Here is a 22,019-nt window from a genome sequence, read left to right as displayed (position 1 = left end):
CGCTCCTCTCAGGCATTCACTGCGCTCGGCAGGTGGTGTCGTGCATGACGCCGATGCCGCGCGCCCGCATGCACGTCGGGCAGCCGCGCTCGGCCGGCGCCGAACAGCTTCTCGCGCAGCGTCGGCGCGGCATCGTAATCTTCCTTATAGACGCCGCGGTTCTGCAACTCCGGCACGACCAGATTCACGAAGTCCTCGAACGATTCCGGCATCACCGTGCGCGTCAGATTGAAACCGTCGACACCCGCTTCCTCGATCCACGACACCAGTTCGTCCGCGATCTGCTGCGGCGAGCCGACCACCGGTTTCGCGCGGCCGCCGAGCGTCATCTGTTCGAGTACCTTGCGCTTGGTCCACACGCCGCTCACGCTCTTCTTCGAAATGGCTTCGACGGCGGATTGCATCGACTCGGTCTTCACATACGAGATCGGCTCGTCCAGCTCGTATTGCGAGAAGTCGATGCCGGTCGAACTGGAGAAATGCGCGAGGCCGCCTTCGGCACTCGCATAACGCCGGTACTCGTCGAACTTCTCCCGCGCCGCGCGTTCCGTTTCGCCGACGACAGCCGTGATGCCCGCGAAGATTTTTATATCGTCCGCGGCACGCCCGAAACTCACCGCGCGCGCGCGGATGTCGTCGACAATGGAGCGCGTGAGCGGCTTGTTCTGCCCGCCGACGAACACGCATTCCGCGTGACGTGCCGCGAAATCGACGCCCCGGCTCGACGAACCCGCCTGGTAAAGCACCGGCGTGCGTTGCGGCGACGGCTCGCTCAAATGAATGGCGTCGATCGAATAATACGGACCGTCATGCTTCACGCGATGCACCTTGTCGGGATGCGAGAAGATGCGCGCCGCGCGGTCGCGCACCACCGCATCGTCTTCCCAGCTTTGCTCCCACAGCTTGTAGACCACGTCCATGTAATCGTCGGCGCGATCGTAGCGGTCGTCGTGGCTGATCTGCTGCGCGAGCCCCATGCCGCGCGCCGCGCTGTCCAGATAGCCGGTGACGATGTTCCAGCCCACCCGGCCCCTGGTCAGGTGATCGAGCGTCGACATGCGGCGTGCGAACAGATACGGCGGTTCGTAGGTCAGATTCGACGTGACGCCGAAACCGATATGCTGGGTCACGTGCGCCATCGCGGGCACGATCAGGGACGGATCGTTGATCGGAATCTGCACCGATTCGCGCAACGGCGTGTCCGGTCCGCCTTGATAAACGTCGTAGACGCCGACGATATCCGCGAGAAAGATGCCGTCGAATTTGCCGCGCTCCAGTGTTTGCGCAAGACTCGTCCAATAGTCGAGATCCGTGTAATGCGCGGAGCGGTCGCGCGGATGCGTCCACAAGCCATGATTGATATGGCCGACGGCATTCATGTTGAACGCGTTCAGCAGAATCTTTTTCTTCGCCATCGTGCGGCTCCTTTCTGTTCCGGCCACGCCTAACCGCTTTCGTTACCAGGCGACGGCGTAAAGCGTGCCGAAGGCTTTGTCGAGCGCGGCGCGCACGGCCGGCGAATGCTGATAGATCGCGATGAACTTGCGGATACGCGGATCGTTCGCGCTTTCCGGACGCACGACCCACTGGATCGCGTAGTTCTTGTTCTCCAGCCCGTCGAACAGCAGCGCGCTATTCGGATCGGTGGTGCCCGCGAGCTTGATGAAGCTCGGGTAGCCTTGCGCGAGGTCGACGTCGTCGAGCGAACGGGCCAGTTGCGACGCTTCGAGCTGCACGATCTTCAGGTGCTTCGGGTTGTCGATGATGTCGAGCGTCGTGGCGCGATAGTCGATACCCGGCGTCAGCTTGATGAGACCGGCGCGTTGCAGCAACAACAGCCCGCGGCCGCCGTTGACCGGATCGTTGGCGATTGCGACCGTGGCGCCGTTCTTCAATTCGTCGAAGCGCTTGATCTTCTTCGAGTACAGGCCGATCTTCATGATCGTGCCCGGCGCGATCGCGACGAAGTTATAGCCGCCCTGCTTCTTCGCGTTCTCCAGAAACGGAATGTGCTGGAAGTAGTTGACGTCGATATCCTTGTTGGCGAGCGCCGCGTTCGGCGTATTCCAGTCGGTGAACTCGATGATCTTGACGTCGAGTCCCTGCTCCCTGGCTTCGCGCGCGGCGACTTTGAGCGCCTCGATTTGCGGGCTGGTGGCGGTGCCGATCTTCAGCGTGGGCACATCCGCCGCGAATGCCGACGTGGCGGACAACGCCAGCGCGAGACCGAATGCGCCGAAAAGCGTGCGAGCCGGCGCATTGAAAGAGCGCAGCAATGTGGATAGAAAAATGCGCATGGTGAACTCGTAAAGTCGTGACGTATAGGTTTTGAGGCGAGCCGGTCCAACGGCACGCGGCGACGCATGCCGCTAGAACATCGGGCAACGGAAATCCGCGACGCGCGGCTTAGCCCGCGCGTGGCAGTGACAGGAAGCGCCAGTCGGTCAGCGCGAACAGCGGAAAGTCGGACAGGTCATCGCCTCTCTCCAGATGAGGTGCGGCCCATGATAGAGGCGGCGAAACCAGTGGTCTACGAAGGGATTTTCGGAAGGAAAGCGGGAAAAATGATTTGGCGGGACGCCGTGGGGAATAGAACCGCCAAAACCGCGCCGTCGCGCTGCTGCCCAAACAAAACCGCCGGGCCGCGCAACCGCGCGCCCCGGCGTTCACCACTAACAACTGATCTAAAAACCTACCGCTTCGCTACCTGTTCCGTCACCGCCGGAGCAGAAGCAGAAGCAGCAGCAGAAGCAGCAACCGCACCCGAAGCCGGCGCAACCGACCCCACCGCGGCATCCGGCGCCTTCACATCGCTCCATCCACCACCCAACGCGCGAATCAGATTAACCGTCGCCACCGCCTGCGTGCCCGACAAATGACTCGCCTGTAGTTGCGTTTGGAGCACCTGCCGCTCGCCGTCGATCACGTCCAGATAGCTGACCGCGCCCTCGGTGTACTGCGTGCGCGACAGATGCGCCGCGCGCTGCGATGCCTGCACCGCATTGTTCTGCTCGCGCATCTGATCGTCGAGCAAACGCAGATCGGCCAGGTTGTCCTCCACCTCGCGGAACGCCACCAGCACCTGCTGACGATATTGCGCGACGTCCTCGTCGTACTTCGAGCGAGCTTGCGCGAGGTTCGCCTTGCGGCGGCCGCCGTCGAACAGAGGCAAGGTCAGCGCCGTGCCGGCGAACGGCCCGAGAATGAACGCACGGCTCGACCACATGAACAGATCGCCCAAGGTCGCCGACTCATAACCGAATGCGCCCGTGATATCGAGCTTCGGGAAGAACGCCGACTTCGCGAGACCCACCCGCGCGTTCGCCGCCGCCATCGCCCGCTCCGCCGCCGAAATATCCGGCCGGCGTTCGAGCAGGGCCGAAGGCAAACCAGGCGGCACGCGCACCGTGACCGGCGCAAGCGGCGCTTCCGCGAACGAGAAATCCGCCGGCGGCTTGCCGAGCAGAATCGCGAGGCTATGCTCGGACGCCGCCCGCTGACGCGCCACGCCCACCGCATCGGCACGCGCGCTCGCCAGTTCATTGCGCGCGCGCGACACGTCCAGTTCGCTGATATCGCCTTCCTTGAAACGCCGTTCGACCAGCTTCAGCGTGTCCTCGCGCAGCGCCACGGTACGGCGGTACAGATCCTGATCCGTGTCGAGTTCGCGCAGTTGAAAATAGTTTTGCGCGACGTCCGCCTGCAACGACAACTGCACTGAACGGAACAGCGCTTCGCTTTGCTGCTCGTCCGCTTGCGATGCGTTCACGTTGGAACCGACGCGCCCGAACAGATCGGCTTCGTACGACGCGCCCACCTGCGCGCGCCAGATCGTGCCCGTCGTACCGCCCGCGCTGGCCGGCTGGAATTGCGAGGCCGCCGAAACGCGCTCACGCGTCGGGCCGAAGCCCGCGTCGAGCTTCGGGAACCAGTCCGAGCGCGCCGCCCGCGTCACCGCGCGCGCCTGTTGCACGCGCGCCGCCGCTGCCTTCAGATCCTGATTCGCGGCGGCCGCCTGCTCTTCCAGCGCGTTCAACTGCGGGTCGCCGAAAATCGTCCACCATTGGCCGCGATGCGCGTCGTCGGCGGGCTGGGCCTGCTTCCATGTGCCCGTGTCCTGTGCCGAAGCGGCAGGCGTTTCCTTGAACGCGGCCGGCGTATCCACCTCCGCCCGCTTATACGTGGGCTCCACCGAGCAGGCGGCGAGCAGCGCGACCAGCAAACCGCTGGTAGCAGCCCGACCCCACCCGCCCAAAGATTCAAAACGTTTCATTATTGTTTTCTCCTCAAGCGTCCGTCACCGGCGCGCCATAGTGCGGCGCATCCTTCTGCGCGACGTGAATCGTTCCGCCGGCCAGCGTGCGCAGCACCACATAGAACACCGGGGTCAGCATCAAGCCGAACAGCGTCACGCCGAGCATGCCGAAGAACACCGCGATACCCATCGCGTGACGCATTTCCGAACCGGCTCCGCTCGACAGCACCAGCGGCACCACACCCATGATGAACGCGATCGACGTCATCAGAATCGGGCGCAGACGCAAGCGGCTCGCTTCGATCGCCGCCGAGAGCGGCGTGTGTCCGTCATGCTCCAGTTCGCGTGCGAACTCGACGATCAGAATCGCGTTCTTCGCGGACAAGCCCACCAGCACCATCAAACCGATCTGCGTGAAGATGTTGTTGTCGCCCTGCGTGAGCCACACGCCGGTCAGCGCGGACAGCACGCTCATCGGCACGATCAGGATCACCGCGAGCGGCAGCGTCAGGCTTTCATACAGCGCGGCGAGCACGAGGAACACGAGCAGCACGCTGATCGGGAACACCCACAGGCCCGCATTGCCGGCGAGAATCTGCTGATACGTCAGGTCGGTCCATTCGAGCTTCACGCCATGCGGCAGGACTTGCGCCGCGACGCGTTCGGCCGCCGCTTGCGCCTGGCCCGACGAGAAGCCCGGCGCGGGTCCGCCGTTGATGTCGGCCGCCGTATAGCCGTTGTAACGCACCACCATTTCCGGACCATACGTCGGCGTCACCGCCACCAGCGACGACAACGGCACCATGTCGCCCGCCGTGTTACGCGTCTTCAGTTGCAGGATGTCGTCGGCGCGTTGACGGAACGGCGCGTCCGCCTGCACCCGCACCTGATACACGCGGCCAAAGCGGTTGAAGTCGTTCACATACAGCGAGCCCAGATAGATCTGCATCGTGTTGAACACGTCCGTGACCGGCACGCCGAGTTGCTTGGCCTTCACGCGATCCAGGTCGACGTTCAATTGCGGCACGTTGATCTGATAGCTGGAGAAGGTCGGGCCGAGTTCAGGCGTTTGCGCCGCCTTCTTCACGAAGGCCTCCGCGGCCTTGTTCAACTCCGCGTAACCGAGCGCGCCGTGGTCCTCCAACTGCATCTTGAAGCCGCCGAGCGTACCGAGACCGAGCACCGGCGGCGGCGGGAACACCGCCACGAACGAGTCCTTGATCGCGCCATATTGCTGGTTCAACGCACCGGCAATCGCACCGGCCGAGAGCTTCTTGTCGCCACGCTCCTTGAAGGGCTTGAGCGTCACGAACACGATGCCCGCGCTCGAACTGTTGGTAAAGCCGTTCACCGACAAACCAGGGAACGCCACCGCGCTTTCCACGCCGGGTTGCTTCAGCGCGATCGCACTCATGTCGCGGATCACTTTTTCCGTGCGATCCAGCGATGCGCCGTTCGGCAATTGCGCAAAGGCAATCAGGTACTCCTTGTCCTGCGCCGGCACGAAACCGCCCGGCACGACGCGCGAGACCAGCACCGTCAGGCCCACCAGGACCGCGTAGACCGCGAGCATGGCGCCCTTGCGGCGCAGCACGCCGGTCACGCCGCGGCCATAGGCCGTCGAGCCGCGATGAAAGACCTTGTTGAAGCGCTTGAAGAAGCCGCCCAGCAAGCGATTCATCACACGCGTGAGGACGTCTTCCTTCGCGCCGTGGCTACGCAGCAGCATCGCGGAGAGCGCCGGCGACAACGTGAGCGAATTGAATGCCGAGATCACCGTCGAGATCGCGATGGTCATCGCGAACTGCTTGTAGAACTGGCCCGTCAAGCCGGTCATGAAGGCGAGCGGCACGAACACGGCGACCAGCGTCAGCGCAATGGCGATAATCGGCCCGCTCACTTCCTGCATCGCCTTGTACGTCGCGTCGCGCGCACTCAGCCCGTTTTCGATGTTCCGCTCGACGTTCTCCACCACCACGATCGCATCGTCCACCACGATCCCGATGGCGAGCACCATGCCGAACAACGACAACGCGTTGATCGAGAAGCCGAATGCGAGCAGCAGGGAAAACGTGCCCACGATCGAGACCGGCACCGCGATCAACGGAATGATCGACGCACGCCACGTTTGCAGGAACACGATCACGACGATCACCACCAGCGCGATGGCTTCGAGCAGCGTATGCACGACCGCCTCGATGCTCGAACGCACGAACTGCGTCGGGTCGTAGACGATCTTGTATTCGACGCCCGCCGGCATGTCTTCCGCGAGTTCCTTCATCGCGGAGCGCACTTCATCGGAAATCGCGAGCGAGTTCGCGCCCGGCGCCTGGTTGATGGCGAGCGCCACCGCCGGCTTGTTGTCGAGCAGCGAACGCAGACCGTATTCGGAAGCCGCAAGCTCGACCCGCGCGATGTCGCGCAGGTACGTCACGCCGCCATCCGGCGCGGTCTTGACGATGATGTCGCCGAATTCGCCCTCGGTCTTTAGCCGGCCGCGCGCATTCACCGACAACTGCAACTGCGTGCCCGGCACCGAAGGCGATGCGCCGATCACACCGGCCGCCACCTGAACGTTCTGCTCGCGGATCGCATTGACCACTTCGGTCGCCGTCAAACCACGCTGCGCGACTTTCTGCGGATCGAGCCACACGCGCATCGCGTAGTCGCCCGAACCCCACAACTGCACCTGGCCCACGCCCTGAATCCGCGCCAACCGATCCTTGACGTTGAGCAGCGCGTAGTTGCGCAGATACGTCATGTCGTAGCGATTGTTCGGCGAGATCAGATGGACCACCATCGTCAGCGTCGGCGAACTCTTGATGGTCGTGATGCCGAGGCGTTGCACGTCTTCCGGCAGACGCGGCAGCGCCTGATTGACGCGGTTCTGCACCAGTTGCGTCGCGAGGTCGGGATTGGTGCCGAGCTTGAAAGTGACCGTGAGCGTGAGATTGCCGTCGCTATTCGCTTGCGACTGCATGTACAGCATGTTCTCAACGCCGTTGATCTGCTCTTCGAGCGGCGCGGCGACGGCCTCCGCGATCACTTTCGGATTCGCACCCGGATACTGCGCGTGCACCACCACCGACGGCGGCACCACTTCCGGGTACTCCGAGATCGGCAGCTTGAAGAGCGCGATGATGCCGCCCAGCAGAATCAATACCGACAGCACGCCGGCAAAGATCGGCCGATCGATGAAGAATTTGGATATGTTCATGGGAAGCTCTTAACGTTGGAGCACGCGCCGCGCGTGTCTAGCCGCGGCGCGCGAGGCTCACGAATTCTTGTCCGCCTTGGCGCGCGCCTGCGCGAGCGGCGCGCTGTTCGGGTCCTGATCGGTCGTCATCGGCACCATATGCGCGCGCACCGAATCGCCCGGACGCACCCGCTGAACGCCGTTCACCACGATGCGATCGCCGGCCTTCAGTCCGCCCTTGACGACGCGCAGGTTGCCCTGCATGCCGCCCACCGCGATCTCGCGATACACGACGTGATTGCCCTGATCGACCACCAGCACGAACTTCTTGTCCTGATCGGTGCCCACCGCGGCATCGTCGATCAGCAGGGCCGGATGCGGCTCGCTGCCGCCGACCTTCACGCGTGCATAGAGACCCGGAATCAACGCACCGTCCTGGTTGTCGAAACGCGCGCGCACCCGGATCGTGCCCGACGACGTATCGAGCCGGTTGTCCACCGACTCGATCGTGCCGCTGCGCGAATAGCCGCTTTCGTCCGCGAGACCGAGTTCCACCGGCACTTTGCCGCCGTCTTTCGCGCGGCTCAGGTATTGCAGGTAGGTTTGTTCGTCCGCGTCGAACGATGCGTAGATCGGCGACACCGACACGAGCGTGGTGAGCGGCGTGGAGCTCGCGCCCGCCGACACCACGTTGCCCACCGTGATTTCCGCGCGCGACACGCGGCCCGACACGGGCGCCACGATCTTCGTGTAGCCGAGATTGATGCGGGCGGTTTCGAGCGCGGCTTGCGCGGCCTTCAGGTTGGCGCTCGCCTCGCGTGCGGCGTTCTGCTTCTCGTCGTAATCACGCTTGGCGATCGCGTTGTCGGCGATCAGGCGCTGCGCGCGCTCCCAGTCGCTTTGCGTGTAACCGGTGCGCGCCTGTGCGGCCGCAAGCTGCGCGGCCGCGCGATCGACTTCCGCCGCGTAGGGGCGCGGGTCGATCACGAACAGCGTGTCGCCTTTCTTCACGAGCGCGCCGTCCTTGAAGTTGACGGACACGATCGTGCCCGGCACCTGCGAACGCACGTCCACCTTTTCGACGGCTTCGAGGCGGCCCGAATAGGTCTGCCAGTCGGTAATCGTCTTTTGCACCACGGTGGCGACATCGACTTCCGGCACGATCGTCGGCGCGGCCGGCGAACTGGCGTCGACACGAATCGCGCCGAACGTGCCCAGCCCGGCCAGCACGACCACGACAAGCGCGGCAACCGCCACGCGGCGGCGGGAAAGAGGAAGGATAGTCATGAAAAGCTCCCGGTATCGTTGATTAAAGTTTTTGCTTGTTTCTGTTTCAGCGATGGGCGCGCGCATCGAAGCGCCACTGAAAAAATCGCACCGCTTCCTGCAAGGCGGGCGGATGATCGGCCAACGCGGCATGCGAGACGCTCGGATAACGGACCACCTGAGTCAGCACACCCGCGTCGATCAGACTGCTCGCGTATTTCTCCGCCTCCACATGCAGCACGTCGTTTTGCGCCGTCGCGATCAGCGTGGCCGGCAGGCCCGCGAGCCGCGACGACTCCAGCGGCGCCGCATACGGATGCATGCGCTGCGACGCTTGCGGCAAGTACGCGCGATAACAGGCGGCGCACTCTTTCGCGGTGATGTCCGAGCCGAGGCGCTTTTCGTCGCCGAGGCGCGTGAGGCTCGGGTCGAGCATCGGCCCGAACAACGCCTGAGCGGCAATCTGCACATCCCCGCGATCGCGCGCGATGAACGCGAGGCAATTGGCCAACTGCCCGCCCGCGTCGTGCCCGGCCACGCCGACCTTCTTGCTGTTGCCGCCGAACGCGCGCGCCCGGGTCTGCACCCACAGCGCCGCGCGGTGCGCGTCTTCAGGCGCCGCCGGAAACGGAAACTGCGGCGCGAGCGAATAACCCACCGACACGACCAATGCCGGTAAGTGTTCCGCGAAATAACGCGCGGCGAAATCGGCCTGGTCGATCGAGCCCTTGGTAAAGCCGCCGCCGTGAAAATAAAGCAATACCGGCAGTGCGGTCTTCTGGCCTTGCCGGTACAAACGCAAGGTAATGTCCTGCGCGTGCCCTTCTATCTGCACGTCGGTCACGCCGAGTGCCGTGCTGCTGGCCTCTGCCGGGCCGTTGCCGGCGGGCGCGAGGGAGTACGGCGGTTTCAATAAATCCATGTCGAGCCGCGCAATGCGCACAAAACTGCAATGGTGCGAATTGTGGGTTCGGCAGACTCGTAAATAAATGCCTATAATCCGGCAACACAATTCGGCGACTCTGAACAATCGAATGCGATTGCTCCGCGGATTCGATTTCCGCTCAGTGCGCCCGCCCTTTCCGGAGGTTTGCAATGGACCGGCTTCAGGCCATGCAAGTGTTCACGCGCGTCGTCGACACCAACAGCTTTACCCGTGCAGCGGAAACGCTCGACCTGCCGCGTGCATCGGTTACCACCATCATTCAGAATCTCGAAGCGTTCCTCGGCACGCGGCTCATGCACCGAACCACGCGGCGTTTGTCGCTCACGCCGGACGGCGCGGCGTACTACGAGCGCTGCGTGCGCATTCTCGCGGACGTCGAGGAAACCGAGGCCAGTTTTCAAAGCGGCAATAAGAAGCCGCACGGCAAACTGCGCATCGATATGCCGGGATCGATCGGCCGCTTGCTGGTGATTCCTTCACTATGTGAGTTCCACACGCGCTACCCGGACATCGACCTGCAACTCGGATTGACGGATCGCCCCGTCGATCTGTTGCAGGAAGGCGTGGATTGCGTGGTGCGGGTGGGCGCGCTCCAGGATTCCTCGCTGGTGGCGCGCCGTATCGGTTTGTTCGAGGGCGTGAGTTGCGCGTCCCCCGACTATATCGAGCGCGCCGGCATGCCGACCTCGCTCGACGACTTGCAAAATCACAAAGCAGTGAACTACTTTTCGAGCCGCACGGGACGCACGCTCGATTGGGCTTTCATGGTGGACGGCAAGGAAATCGAAGTGAAGATGAAGAGCATCGTCTCGGTGAACGACGCCGATGCCTACGTGACCTGCGGGCTTGAAGGCTTCGGCCTGATTCAGCCGGCGCTCTTCATGGTGCTGCCGCATCTGCGTTCGGGCCAACTGGTGGAAGTACTGCCGGAGTTGAAGCCCTTGCCGATGCCGATTTCCGCAGTCTATCCGCACAGTCGGCATCTGTCGCCTAAAGTCCGTGTTTTCGTAGACTGGATTGCCGAACTGTTCGACCGTTGCCCATTGCTGAGCGGCCGCGGCAGTCTCGACGCCACCTGCACGAAGCGTACTCTGGAGGAACGTGAATCCGCCCCGACACTCGACACGCCCGTGATATCCGAGTGGGTCGCCTGATTCGTTTGATCTGAAGTACGGATTCTGGAATAGTGAATTTCAACCGCGGCTCCAATGCCGCGGTTTTCTTTTTGTACTCACGGCGAGCCCAGTGCCAGCGCGCTCGCGCAGCCTTTGCGGACTGATCCTCGCGGCGATTGTTCTTGAATCGCGACAATTCATTTCGTGAAAGTGCGATTTATCCGCACTCCGCCGAAGCCTACATTTCACCCTGTCGCAGCACACCGCATTGCTGCAAATGAATCGACAGGAGTGAATCATGAAACGCAATCTCTTCGCAGGTCTGGCTCTTTCGCTGCTCGCAAGCGCACCGGTGTTTGCACAAAGCAGCAGTGGCGGTATTGGTCATGCCGGCAGCTATCAAACGCAACCGGCCCCGAGCACGAGCACTAAAACACGCGCCGAGGTGAAGGCCGAACTGGTCGCCGCTTATCGCGACGGTTCACTGCCGGCACTGAATCGCACCACGTATCCGAACAAAGGCTTGATCGGTCAAACGCAGGCCGCGCGCATTGCATTGCAGGAAGGCACGAATGGCGAGGTCACGCGCGTTGCTAACGGGCAGTGAAGCGGGCAGTGAAGCGGGCAGTAAAAATGAAAACGCCGCGATGATTCAGTTCGAACAAGTAGTCATTGCGGCGCCATTCATGCAGTCTTCAAAAAGGAGAACATCATGGCACCATCCGAACTCGATCATTGGAATACCGACGCTCCGGTCTGGACGCCGTTTCGCGCACCGCAACGTTAAGTACGGTTGGCAATTCCGCGTTACGCCGCGTTAGTAATGGGTGATGGGCGTGCCCGCGGCTTCGTTCCACGGGCACGCCACGTAGAGAGAGAGTTAGCGTTTCGGCACGCCGTCGCGCCACTCGCCCCAGTGAGTAGCAATATCCTGCACGAGCGGATTCCCCGAGCGGTACAGGTTTTCGAGGGCGATCGTAAAGCCGCCTTGCGCGGCATAGTTGATCAGATTGTCCGCGCTGGTTTGTCCATCGTAGGGCCGGTCGAAATCGGAACCCGAGCGCACCACGGCAACGCGATTCAAGTCGACCTTATGCACCGCGGCCGCGCGCTTGAGCGCCTCGTAGGTCGCGTTGTCTTCCTGCTGCGTGGTGCAATAGACGCCTTTGCCATCCGTCAAAGTCCTGGTCCAGTCGCGGGCCCGCTGACCAAGCAGCGTACCCGACCACCACGTATCGCCCGCCAGCGTGTCGCATTGAATGACGGTAGGCGGACGGTTAGCCGGCGCATACGAGTACTTCGCGCGCGCCGCCTGAGCCTGCGCGTTATCGGCGAGCGCAACGTTACGCGACAAGGCAAACGCCGTATCGGCGAGTTGCGCGTTCAACTGGAATACTTCCGTCCGATAGTCGAGCGGCGGCTTTTCCGATGGGCTCTTCGTATTGATGCCGAGGTAGCCCGTATTCCAGCCCGACGGAATCTCACGCCCGTCGATCTCCCATTGAATGCCGAAGTCGACCAGGTACTTCGCCCAGGCGGCGGACCCGACCGTGCCCTGTTGCGGGTCGATACCGGCGATGCCGGCCACCATGAAATACGTGCGCCGCAAGTCGAAGCGCGGCGAGAACGTCAACGCCATGATCGACGCTGCGGCATTGGTATGTCCCATGCCGGTGGTCATCACGCACACGTCCTGCCGGTTGCAATGAACCGCCGGGTAATCGGGCGACAAGCCGTCCACCGGAATATCACGCCACGGTCCGAGCCGGTCGAGCCACACCTGACCCTCGGGACCGAACATCGAAATGATCATCACCTTGACGGGCCGCCCATGCGAGCCGCCCTCGCCTTGCGAGAAACCGTCCTCGTCGGCGCTGGCGGGGCCCGACGAAAACGCGGCGCACGCCGCGAGCGTAATGGCGCAGACAGCGCCGAATGTGCGAGTCAGCATCGTGATTCTTCCTTTTGCTTGTGATGCAGTTTGGGAGAGTGCTGCTTTCAAGCCGAAAGAAGTATAAGTGCGAAGAAATTATTTTCCTTACTTTCCATTATGCAAAGCATCATTTCCCGCCCGACGCCTGAACCTTACTGCTGAAAGCCGGCGCGGCGGCTCTACACGCGCTTCTCCCGGCTTCCCTATAATCGACGATCCGCGGCAAGTCCGAAGGAAAGTCCCTTGGGGCACGCACCGCCTTTGTGCAGTTCTCAACAGGAGCACCACGATGGAGTATGTGAAACTCGGCCGCACCGGCCTCGATGTATCGCGTCTTTGCCTCGGTTGCATGAGCTACGGCGTGCCCTCGCGCGGCACTCATCCCTGGTCGCTCGATGAACAGGCGTCCCGTCCATTCATCAAGCAGGCGCTCGATAAAGGCATCAATTTCTTCGATACCGCGAACGTCTATTCGGACGGCACGAGCGAGGAAATCGTCGGCCGCGCGCTGAAGGACTTTGCGAAGCGCGACGAGATCGTGCTGGCCACCAAGGTCAATAGCCGCATGCATCCGGGCCCGAACGGCGCCGGTCTGTCGCGCAAGGCCATCATGGCGGAGATCGACAACAGCCTGCGGCGCCTCGGCACCGATTACGTCGATCTCTATCAGATCCACCGCTGGGATTACGACACGCCGATAGAAGAAACGATGGAAGCGCTGCACGATGTCGTGAAGGCGGGCAAGGCGCGCTATATCGGCGCATCGTCGATGTATGCGTGGCAGTTCGCCAAGGCGCTGCACGTGGCGGAACGCAACGGCTGGACGCGCTTCGTAACGATGCAGAACTACGTGAACCTGCTGTACCGCGAGGAAGAACGCGAGATGCTGCCGCTGTGCGAAAGCGAGGGCATCGGCGTGATTCCGTGGAGCCCGCTCGCGCGCGGACGTTTGACGCGCGACTGGAACACCGAAAGCGCGCGCTCCGAGACCGACGAATTCGGCCGCACGTTGTACGCGCAAACCGAGGACGCGGATCGTCAGATCGTCGAACGGGTGAGCCGGATCGCCGCCGAGCGCGGCGTGCCGCGGGCGCAAGTCGCGCTAGCGTGGGTCTTGCAGAAGAAGCCGATTACCGCGCCGATCGTGGGTGCGACGAAGCTGCATCATCTGGACGACGCGGTGGCCGCTCTCTCGCTGAATCTGAGCGACGATGAAATTCGCCTGCTCGAAGAACTGTATGTGCCGCACGCGGTGACCGGCTTCAAATAAGCGGTATGTTGGAGAGCGCCGCCCCGGCGGCGCAAACCCTGTCTCAACCGCGCGGCACGTCTGGTTCGAAAAACACCCAGCGCACTTGCGGAAACGCGGCCTGCAAGTCCGCTTCGATCACGTTGATCGCATCCACCATCGCGCGGCCGCTCGGGTAGTCGATCATTTCCGCCTGCACGGCCACCACCACCTGACGGCCCCATTGCATCGTAATGATGTTGATGATGCTGCGAATCTCGCGGCGCGCGCGCAGATGCGCCTCGATCGCGCGGCGCACTTCGGGGCTCGCCGATTCGCCGACGATCATCGACTTCACTTCGCGCGCGACCGCCCACGCGATCACCATCAGCAGCAAGCCGACGGCGACCGAGCCCAACGCGTCGTAGACGGCGTTGCCCGTTATCATCGTCAGCAGCACGGCGACGAAGGCTATCGCGAGACCCGCCAGGGCGGCGATATCCTCGCCCGCCACCACCAGCAGTTCGGATTCGCGCGTCTCCCGAAACCAGCGCCACAGGCTTTTGTCGGGATTGGTCTTGCGGATTTCCTTGATCGCCCCCCACAGCGACAGCGCTTCGAGCACCACCGAAATGCCGAGCACCACGAGCGCCACATACGCATACTGCAAGGGCTCGTGCACGATCAGACGGTGCACGCCCTCATACACCGAAAACGCGCCGCCCACGAAGAACAGCAGCAGCGCGACGAGCAGCGAATAGAAATAGATTGCGCGGCCGCCGCCCATCGGATGCAACGGGCTTGCCGGCTTGCGCGCCTGACGCAGACCGAATAGCAGCAGCAGTTGGTTTCCGCAATCGGCGCTCGAGTGAATGGCTTCCGCGAACATCGAGCCTGAACCGGTGAAGGCGGCCGCGGCGAACTTGCAAATGGCGATGCCAAAGTTGGCGGCGAGCGCGTAGATAATGGCTTTCGGCGATTCTTCTTTCATCGTCGGTGAGAGGGTCCCGTGGGTTTGCAAAGCGCTTTCAGTTGGCAACAGCCCGTATTATGGACATGCCGGGCGGCATGCGTCCAACCCCGGTGTTGCCTTGCATCTTCGTGTACCCTGCCCACCGCCTGCGCGCTCGCGCATCTTCCGCCGTTCTAGGCCCGCTCCAGCGCCGCCATCTCACGCACGATCACCAGCAGCATCGACAGGCTCGCGCCGCCCGTGGCCCGCAGATCGGCAAGCAGCCGCGCATAGCGCTCCAGTTGCGCGGCGCGCTTCTCACGCCATGCCTGAACCAACGTATCGGGCGTCGACGCTTCGTCGGCATGGGCCAATGCGCTCGTGGTCAGCGCGCGTTTGAGGCGCGCCAGTTCGGCTAGCGCCGTGGCGCGCGCCAGCATGTCCCAGTGCGACGGCGCCGGCAGTGAAGCCGCGCGCTCGCTGATCCAGCCGTAGTTGAGCAGCGTGCCGAGCGCGAAGTAGACGCCCGCCACCAGTTCGAGGCTGCGCGCGCAGGTCGACGCCACTTCGGCGATGTCGAGCAGAGCCGCCGAAATCTCGCCGCTTGCGATCCGCACGGCCAACTCGCTATCGACGCCCGCATCCACCAGCACGCGCTGGCGCTCGGACAGCGCTTCGAGATCGGCGCCCGGCAACAGCGCGGGCCATTGCGGCGCGAGGCGTTGCGCGGCGTCGCGGCAACGCGCGAGCAAGTCGGCCACATCGCCCTCGCTGATCGCGCCCGCTTGCAAATGCCGCAGGAACCACAGCGCCGAATGCTCCACGAGCCGCGCGACCTCGACGAACATGCGCGCCTGCACGTCGTCGGCGACGCGGTTATCGAGCGCGTCGATGCTGCGCCATACGTCGTCGAGATCGAACACGTCGCGCGCCATGATGCAGGCGCGCACGATGGCGCCCGGCTGCGCATCGGTTTCTTCCATCAGGCGATGCACGAACTCGCAACCCACACGGTTCACCAGCGCGTTGGTCAGATGCGTCGCGAGAATTTCGCGGCGCAACGGGTGGCGCTGCATCGGCTCGCTGAAGCGTTGCCGCAACGGTTTCGGAAAATAGTCGACCAGCATGTCGGCGACGAGCGGGTCTTCCGGCATCGACGATTCGAGCAGCGCGTCGTACAGCCACATCTTGCTATAGGCGAGCAGCACCGCGCGCTCGGGCGTGGTGAGACCTTGTCTCGCGGTGAGCCGTTCGACGACTTCCTCATCGGAGGGCAGAAACTCGATCACGCGATTCAGGCGGCCCGCGCGTTCGAGGTAGCGCATCAGGCGCGCCTCGGCATCGAACAGTTCGACGCTGTAGCGGCCCGCGATCGACAGCGCCTGCGTCTGGTAATAGTTGTCCTGCAACACGAGCAGGCCCACTTCGTCGGTCATTTCCGCGAGCAGCGCATTGCGCTGCTTCTCGGTCATTTCCCCATCCGCGACGACGAGGCCCAGCAGAATCTTGATGTTGACCTCGTGGTCCGAGCAGTCGACGCCCGCGGAATTGTCGATCGCATCGGTATTGATGCGGCCGCCGCGCTGCGCGAATTCGATGCGCCCGAGTTGCGTGAGACCGAGATTGCCGCCCTCGGCCACCACCTTGCAGCGCAGATCCGCGCCGTTCACGCGGATCGCGTCATTGGCGCGGTCGCCGACTTGCAGATGCGTCTCGCGGCTCGCCTTCACATACGTACCGATGCCGCCGTTATAGAGCAGATCGACCGGCGCCTGCAGAATCGCGCGCATCAGTTCAGCGGGCGCGAGCGCCGCCGCGCTGATGCCGAGCACCGCCTGCACCGCCGGCGAGAGCGGAATCGTCTTGGCCGTGCGCGGAAACACGCCGCCGCCCGCGGAGATCAGCGAGGGATCGTAATCGGCCCAGCTCGACCGGTCGAGAACGAAGAGCCGCCCGCGCTCGGCAAGACTGACCGCCGGATCGGGATTCGGGTCGAGAAAGATATGCCGGTGATCGAACGCGGCGACGAGCTTGATATGCGGCGACAGCAGCATGCCGTTGCCGAACACGTCGCCCGACATGTCGCCGACGCCGACCACGGTGAAATCCGTTGTCTGCGTATCGACGCCCATTTCGCGAAAGTGCCGCTTGACCGACTCCCACGCGCCGCGCGCGGTGATCGCCATCTTCTTGTGGTCGTAGCCGACCGAGCCGCCCGACGCGAACGCGTCGTCGAGCCAGAAACCGTATTCCTGCGAGATCGCGTTGGCGTAGTCGGAGAAGGTGGCGGTGCCTTTGTCGGCGGCCACCACCAGATACGGGTCGTCGGGATCGTGCCGCACCACGTCGGGCGGCGGCGCCAGCGCCGTGCCCGAGAGGTTGTCCGTCAGATCGAGCAGGCCGCGCAAAAAGGTCTGATAGCACGCCACGCCTTCACGCATCCACGCGTCGCGCTCGCTTTGCGGCGGCGGATTCTTCACGACGAAGCCGCCCTTGGAGCCGACCGGCACGATCACCACGTTCTTCACCATCTGCGCCTTCATCAGCCCGAGCACTTCCGTGCGGAAGTCCTCGCGCCGGTCCGACCAGCGCAAGCCGCCGCGCGCCACACGTCCGCCGCGCAAATGCACGCCTTCCACGCGCGGTGAATAAACCCAGATCTCGAACATCGGTTTCGGCTCGGGCAAGCCGGGCACTTGCGCCGGATCGAACTTGAACGAGAGGTACGGTTTCGGATGTCCGTCGGCGTCGAAACGATAGTAGTTCGTGCGCTGCGTGGCCTTGATGACGCCGAGGAATTGCCGGAGTATCCGGTCTTCGTCGAGATTCGGCACCTGGTCGAGCGCGCTATCGATCTTCTTCAGCCAGCCGTCGATGCGCGCCTCGCGCGTGTCGCCCAACACCGGATCGAAGCGCGCGACGAACAGTTCCACCAGCATGCGCGCGATCGCCGGGTTGCCGGTCACCGCGCGTTCGATATAAGCGTCGCTGAATGTCGAACCTACTTGCCGCAAGTACTTGGCGTAAGCGCGCAGTATCGTCACCTCGCGCGCATTCAGTTGCGCGCGCAAGACGAGGCGGTTGAAATCGTCGCTTTCTATCGCGCCGGTCCACACCTGTTCGAACGCTTCCTCGAAGAGGTCCTTCACGCGCTCGATGTCGAATTCCGCATCGTCCGCGAGTTCGAGACCGAAGTCGTGAATCCACGCGGGCGTGGCGCCCAAGGCTTCGATCAGATAAGGCCGTTCTTCATCGACACGCACGCCCAGATGTTCGAGCATCGGCAAGCTGCGCGACAACGCGATCGGCTGCCCCGCGCGATACACCTTGAAGCGGAACGCGCGCGGTCCCGCTTCGATCGGACGGTACAGGTTCATCGCGAGGCGCTCGCTGCCCTGCACGCGCTCGATCAACTCGATGTCGCGCACCGCCGTGCGGGCGGGGTAATCGTCGCGATAGCCGGGCGGGAATGAATCCGCGTAACGTTGCAGCAGACGGTTGCCCTGCTCTTCGCCGAACGCATCGAGCAACGCGTCGGCGAGATCGTCCTGCCAGCGGCGCGCGACCTGCACAAGCCGTGCTTCGAGTTCGCGCGTGTCCACATTGGGCATGCCGCCCGGCTTCGCATGCACCACAAAGTGAATGCGCGCGAGCGTCGACTCCGAAAGCAGCGGCGTGAACTCGACACTGGCGCCGTTGAAGGCGTCGGCCAGCAGATTCGCAATGCGCTGGCGCAGGTCGGTGTTGTACTTGTCACGCGGCACGAACACGAGGCACGACACGAAACGGTCGAAGCGGTCGCGCCGCACGAACAGGCGCGTGCGCTGATGTTCCTGCAAACGCAGCACGCCGAGCGCGGTGTCGTAGAGCTGATTTTCATCGGCCTGAAAAAGCTCGTCACGCGGATAGGTTTCGAGCACCGTCACCAGCGATTTGGCGAGATGACCTTTCGGCAGGAATCCCGCCCTTCGCACGATATTCGCGCATTTGCGCCGCACGATCGGAATCTCCGAGGCCGACACGAAATACGCGGTGGACGTATAGAGGCCGATGAAACGCCGCTCGCCTGTCACCTTGCCGTCCGCGCCGGTCAGCTTGATGCCGACATAGTCGAGATAGCCGGGCCGGTGCACCGTCGCGCGCGAATTGGCCTTGGTCAGAAAGATCGGCGACGAACTGGAGATGATCTCGGCGGCGGCCGGCGGCAAGGACGTGACCTCGGCCGCGCCAGCAGTTCGCAGCGCATCGCGCAGGATGCCGAGGCCGGAGCCCGGCACCGCGCGCAAACCATAGCCGAGGTCGTGCTGCACCAGTTCGTAGTCGCGCTGGCCGAGAAAGGTGAAGTGATCGGCCACCATCCATTCGAGGAACGCGCGCGCCTCCAGACCTTCCGGCCCGCCCTCGCCGGCCTTCATGCCCTTGATGGTGGCGCGCGCGAGTTCGACGATCTTCGGCCAGTCTTCAACCGCGGCGCGCACGTCGCGCAGCACGCCGGCGATTTCTTCGCGCAACGCGTCGAGCTTTGCCGCATCGCCGCAACGATCCACTTCGAAATGGATGAACGACGTGAGCTGCGAGCGCGTATCGGCGGCGTCCTCGGCGCCCTGGCTCACGCGTTCGATGCCGCCGTCGGGTCCACGCCAGATGCGAAACACCGGATGCACGACCGAGTGCAGCGCGAGCCCATGACGGTTCACCGACATCGATACCGAATCGACGAGAAACGGCATGTCGTCGTTGACGATCTCGATCACCGTGTGATCGGAGTGCCAGCCGTGCTGTTCGAGGATCGGGTTATAGACGCGCAGCCGTTCGCTGCCCGGCACGAAGCGCTGCGCGGTTTGCCAATGCGCGAGCGCCGCGCCGTACAGATCCGCAATCGAGCGGCTTTGCAGATCGTCGGCGTCGACGAAGTCGTAGTAGTGCCGCAGGAAAGGATCGACGACGTCGAAGGTCGGCTCGGGCAAGCGCCCCCTCGCAAACTCGACGACATCGTTCAGCAAATGCGTGACGGCTTCTTCGTTCTTTGCTTGCATGATGAACTCCCCCGGCTGGCGGCAATGGCGCGTATTCGCCCGATTCGCATGCAACGTCTCAACGTCTGAATGGGGATTATGCGCCTGCCGCCCCGCGATGCGATGCGCGACCCCACTTAGGTTATACCCGCTGCCCCGGCTAAAGCACAGCCTTCGAAACGGCGGGCTGTTGCGCGAGCCACGCATGGACCTGAGCGCCGATCCACGCGGGGTCGTCGTGCGGCAGATCGTGACCGGCCCACGGATGCTCGCGATGCGTCGCGCCCCACGCGGCTGCGAGCTTCGACGAACATGCCGGGTTCACGAGCTTGTCGCCACGCGATGATAGAACCAGCAGCGGGCAGTCCGGCCTGACGGCCGCCGCGCGAAAACGCGCCGCGGCCCAGAGTTGCCGCAACGCATTGCCGCGGCTCACCGGCGCGCTGCGGCGAATCTCGCTCCATGCGTCGAGATCGGCGTTCAGCGTGTCGACGTTATTGCACGTCAACCGATGAACGCCGCGCTCCGCGCACGGCGCGTCGCGCCAGTGCGCCGCAACGCCCACGAGCCCCGGCCATGCCGAGGGACGCAGCCGCTCATGCATGCGGCTGAACGGCCGCATGCTGGTGTTGATCAGCACGAGCCGTTCGATCTCGGCGGGATGACGTTGCGCCCAATCCGTCGCCACCATGCCGCCGAGCGACATTGCCAGCACGCGGTATGGGACGCTCGCCCCGCTTTGCAAAGCGGCGATCCGCACGAAGCTGACCATCTCCGCGACCGTGGCCGGCGCGCGCGCCTGCGCGAACTCGCCGTTGCCCGGCAGATCGAGCAGCAACAGGCGCTCGCCGCCAATGGCTTCGCGCAGCGCGTCGGGCAGGCGGCCCCAGTGGCGCGTTTCGCGCGTGAGTCCGCGCAGCAGGATCCACGTGCTCATGGGGCGTCCGATTTGTACCAGTGGTCGATCGCGCTTTGCAGCAATGCCTCGCGACGGTTGCCCTGCGGCAGCCAGCGTTGCGACGAGAAAGCCGCGCGCGCGAGAAAGTCGAGCAGGTTCGCGTGACGCCGCAGCACGCGCGCGGTGCGATGCGCCTTCACCGGATTGAACATGCCCTGACGCGAAAAGAGCTGGCGCGGATTCTTCTTGATCCACAGCCACGAGCCGAGTTCGAGTGTCATCGGCAGGAATACGTTGGGGGCCGGCGTGCGGTCATACGCGAAGTCCCATAGATCGCCGTGCAGCAGATACTGATGGCTCTGCGGTTCAAACGTGTAGCCATGATGCGGATGCGAGCGCTCGAACATCGTCTTCAGCACGTACATTTCCGGCAGATGCGGCATCAGTTTGCGAGTGCGCGCGTAGGGAAACCAGATGCTGTCGGTCCAGCCATAACCCGAGTGGCAATCGAGCGCGATACTCAAGGGCCGCGCCGCCAGTTCGCTTTCCACCACTTGCAGGAGCGCCGCGGCTTCCGGCTCCATCGGCTCGCCGTGGCGGCCGCGATACCACGGCAGCCAGGCGCCCACGCGCTGACCGCCCGCGAGCAGCGGCACGCGTTCGTCGGCGTTCTGCGGCGCGTTGCGCATCAGGTCGACGCCGTTCGGATTGGCGCGCGTCGCCGCCCACATGCCGCCGGGATTGACGATCGGCATGAAGACCAGACGAATCGACTGCAATTGCCGCACCAGCAACTCATCCCATTCGAGGCGCGCGAGCAGCGCGCGCATGTAGTCGAGTACGAGTTGCGAGCCGATGCGTTCGAGTCCGTGAATGCCGCCGAAGAATCCGATCGCGGGCGCAAGCGGATCGGTCGAGCCGATGCTCGCCGTGTGCACGGTGAATTGCCGGCCACGCACCGTCGTCTCGCAGACAGAACGGATCTCGAAGCTGGCGCTGCCCTGCTCGAGAATCGTCTTGAGATCTTCATACTCCGCGAAACTGTCGGGAAGAAAGCTCAAAGGCTGCATGACGACGTCGAATGGAACTGCGAGGTTATGGGGGGCGGCGAGCCGCAGACGCAATATAGCCTGGCGCCGCGCGATCATGCAGGTGGCGTGAGGCGTAGTTGCAAAGCGTGTCATCCGTATGTCATTTTCCGCTCGAAGGAATGCC

The 22,019-nt window shown here is 63.6% G+C and carries 14 protein-coding genes; 3 read left to right on the top strand and 11 right to left on the bottom strand.

Annotated features, from left to right (window positions below; all coding sequences use genetic code 11):
• Positions 1-8: 8 nt before the first annotated feature.
• The 6 genes from ACOCG7_RS03965 to ACOCG7_RS03940 form a co-directional block, all read right to left on the bottom strand.
• The gene (locus ACOCG7_RS03965) at positions 9-1,415 is read right to left on the bottom strand and encodes an LLM class flavin-dependent oxidoreductase (protein ID WP_421376905.1); all 1,407 of its coding nucleotides are present in this window, start codon (positions 1,413-1,415) and stop codon (positions 9-11) included.
• A gap of 42 nt (positions 1,416-1,457) precedes the next feature.
• A complete protein-coding gene (locus ACOCG7_RS03960) occupies positions 1,458-2,297 on the bottom strand; it encodes a MetQ/NlpA family ABC transporter substrate-binding protein (protein ID WP_421376903.1) in 840 nt (279 codons plus the stop codon).
• A gap of 395 nt (positions 2,298-2,692) precedes the next feature.
• Positions 2,693-4,273 (bottom strand): efflux transporter outer membrane subunit, encoded by a 1,581-nt coding sequence (locus ACOCG7_RS03955; protein ID WP_073430155.1) that lies wholly within the window; start codon positions 4,271-4,273, stop codon positions 2,693-2,695.
• A gap of 13 nt (positions 4,274-4,286) precedes the next feature.
• Positions 4,287-7,472: an efflux RND transporter permease subunit gene (locus ACOCG7_RS03950; RefSeq protein ID WP_073430156.1), complete on the bottom strand. Its 3,186-nt coding sequence runs from the start codon at positions 7,470-7,472 to the stop codon at positions 4,287-4,289.
• A gap of 57 nt (positions 7,473-7,529) precedes the next feature.
• The gene (locus ACOCG7_RS03945) at positions 7,530-8,738 is read right to left on the bottom strand and encodes an efflux RND transporter periplasmic adaptor subunit (RefSeq protein ID WP_073430157.1); all 1,209 of its coding nucleotides are present in this window, start codon (positions 8,736-8,738) and stop codon (positions 7,530-7,532) included.
• Between the two features lie 46 nt (positions 8,739-8,784).
• Positions 8,785-9,639, bottom strand: coding sequence for an alpha/beta hydrolase (locus ACOCG7_RS03940; protein WP_083083061.1), 855 nt, complete (start codon positions 9,637-9,639; stop codon positions 8,785-8,787).
• 173 nt (positions 9,640-9,812) lie between these two features.
• On the opposite strand from ACOCG7_RS03940, the gene ACOCG7_RS03935 reads away from it, so the two are divergent.
• Entirely contained in the window at positions 9,813-10,817 is a 1,005-nt protein-coding gene (locus ACOCG7_RS03935; RefSeq protein ID WP_073430158.1) for a LysR family transcriptional regulator, read from the top strand.
• Between the two features lie 259 nt (positions 10,818-11,076).
• The gene (locus ACOCG7_RS03930) at positions 11,077-11,385 is read left to right on the top strand and encodes a DUF4148 domain-containing protein (RefSeq protein ID WP_073430159.1); all 309 of its coding nucleotides are present in this window, start codon (positions 11,077-11,079) and stop codon (positions 11,383-11,385) included.
• Between the two features lie 273 nt (positions 11,386-11,658).
• On the opposite strand, the gene ACOCG7_RS03925 is transcribed toward ACOCG7_RS03930, so the two are convergent.
• Entirely contained in the window at positions 11,659-12,729 is a 1,071-nt protein-coding gene (locus ACOCG7_RS03925) for a purine nucleoside permease (RefSeq protein ID WP_347143378.1), read from the bottom strand.
• A gap of 271 nt (positions 12,730-13,000) precedes the next feature.
• Here ACOCG7_RS03925 and ACOCG7_RS03920 point away from each other — a divergent pair, with 271 nt between their 5' ends.
• Entirely contained in the window at positions 13,001-13,981 is a 981-nt protein-coding gene (locus tag ACOCG7_RS03920) for an aldo/keto reductase (protein WP_347143379.1), read from the top strand.
• A 43-nt stretch (positions 13,982-14,024) separates the two neighbouring features.
• Here ACOCG7_RS03920 and ACOCG7_RS03915 read toward each other — a convergent pair whose 3' ends face one another.
• The 4 genes from ACOCG7_RS03915 to ACOCG7_RS03900 all read right to left on the bottom strand — a co-directional run bounded on the left by ACOCG7_RS03915 (position 14,025) and on the right by ACOCG7_RS03900 (position 21,874).
• Positions 14,025-14,930, bottom strand: a complete 906-nt coding sequence (locus tag ACOCG7_RS03915) for a cation diffusion facilitator family transporter (RefSeq protein WP_083082476.1) — start codon at positions 14,928-14,930, stop codon at positions 14,025-14,027.
• Between the two features lie 155 nt (positions 14,931-15,085).
• Positions 15,086-19,927 carry an NAD-glutamate dehydrogenase gene (locus ACOCG7_RS03910; protein WP_421376898.1) on the bottom strand — a complete coding sequence of 1,614 codons (4,842 nt, stop codon included), beginning with the start codon at positions 19,925-19,927 and terminating at the stop codon, positions 15,086-15,088.
• Between the two features lie 139 nt (positions 19,928-20,066).
• Positions 20,067-20,843: an alpha/beta fold hydrolase gene (locus ACOCG7_RS03905; protein WP_421376896.1), complete on the bottom strand. Its 777-nt coding sequence runs from the start codon at positions 20,841-20,843 to the stop codon at positions 20,067-20,069.
• Positions 20,840-21,874: a M14 family zinc carboxypeptidase gene (locus ACOCG7_RS03900; RefSeq protein ID WP_073430221.1), complete on the bottom strand. Its 1,035-nt coding sequence runs from the start codon at positions 21,872-21,874 to the stop codon at positions 20,840-20,842. The genes ACOCG7_RS03905 and ACOCG7_RS03900 overlap by 4 nt, the downstream gene beginning before the upstream one ends.
• Positions 21,875-22,019 lie beyond the last annotated feature (145 nt).

The sequence above is a fragment of the Paraburkholderia sp. DD10 genome (genome assembly GCF_049177125.1).
GTDB classification, from domain to species: Bacteria; Pseudomonadota; Gammaproteobacteria; order Burkholderiales; family Burkholderiaceae; genus Paraburkholderia; species Paraburkholderia terricola.
Note: the sequence above shows the minus strand (reverse complement) of the source record. Positions and strands in the feature narration are given on the sequence as shown.

Excerpts from the sequence above, each read along its gene's own strand:
- ACOCG7_RS03955 (WP_073430155.1), bottom strand. The coding sequence starts at position 4,273 with ATGAAACGTTTTGAATCTTTGGGCGGGTGGGGTCGGGCTGCTACCAGC.
- ACOCG7_RS03920 (WP_347143379.1), top strand. The coding sequence starts at position 13,001 with ATGGAGTATGTGAAACTCGGCCGCACCGGCCTCGATGTATCGCGTCTT.
- ACOCG7_RS03925 (WP_347143378.1), bottom strand. The coding sequence starts at position 12,729 with ATGCTGACTCGCACATTCGGCGCTGTCTGCGCCATTACGCTCGCGGCG.
- ACOCG7_RS03900 (WP_073430221.1), bottom strand. The coding sequence starts at position 21,874 with ATGCAGCCTTTGAGCTTTCTTCCCGACAGTTTCGCGGAGTATGAAGAT.
- ACOCG7_RS03930 (WP_073430159.1), top strand. The coding sequence starts at position 11,077 with ATGAAACGCAATCTCTTCGCAGGTCTGGCTCTTTCGCTGCTCGCAAGC.
- ACOCG7_RS03945 (WP_073430157.1), bottom strand. The coding sequence starts at position 8,738 with ATGACTATCCTTCCTCTTTCCCGCCGCCGCGTGGCGGTTGCCGCGCTT.
- ACOCG7_RS03940 (WP_083083061.1), bottom strand. The coding sequence starts at position 9,639 with ATGGATTTATTGAAACCGCCGTACTCCCTCGCGCCCGCCGGCAACGGC.
- ACOCG7_RS03965 (WP_421376905.1), bottom strand. The coding sequence starts at position 1,415 with ATGGCGAAGAAAAAGATTCTGCTGAACGCGTTCAACATGAATGCCGTC.
- ACOCG7_RS03905 (WP_421376896.1), bottom strand. The coding sequence starts at position 20,843 with ATGAGCACGTGGATCCTGCTGCGCGGACTCACGCGCGAAACGCGCCAC.
- ACOCG7_RS03915 (WP_083082476.1), bottom strand. The coding sequence starts at position 14,930 with ATGAAAGAAGAATCGCCGAAAGCCATTATCTACGCGCTCGCCGCCAAC.
- ACOCG7_RS03910 (WP_421376898.1), bottom strand. The coding sequence starts at position 19,927 with ATGCAAGCAAAGAACGAAGAAGCCGTCACGCATTTGCTGAACGATGTC.
- ACOCG7_RS03950 (WP_073430156.1), bottom strand. The coding sequence starts at position 7,472 with ATGAACATATCCAAATTCTTCATCGATCGGCCGATCTTTGCCGGCGTG.
- ACOCG7_RS03960 (WP_421376903.1), bottom strand. The coding sequence starts at position 2,297 with ATGCGCATTTTTCTATCCACATTGCTGCGCTCTTTCAATGCGCCGGCT.
- ACOCG7_RS03935 (WP_073430158.1), top strand. The coding sequence starts at position 9,813 with ATGGACCGGCTTCAGGCCATGCAAGTGTTCACGCGCGTCGTCGACACC.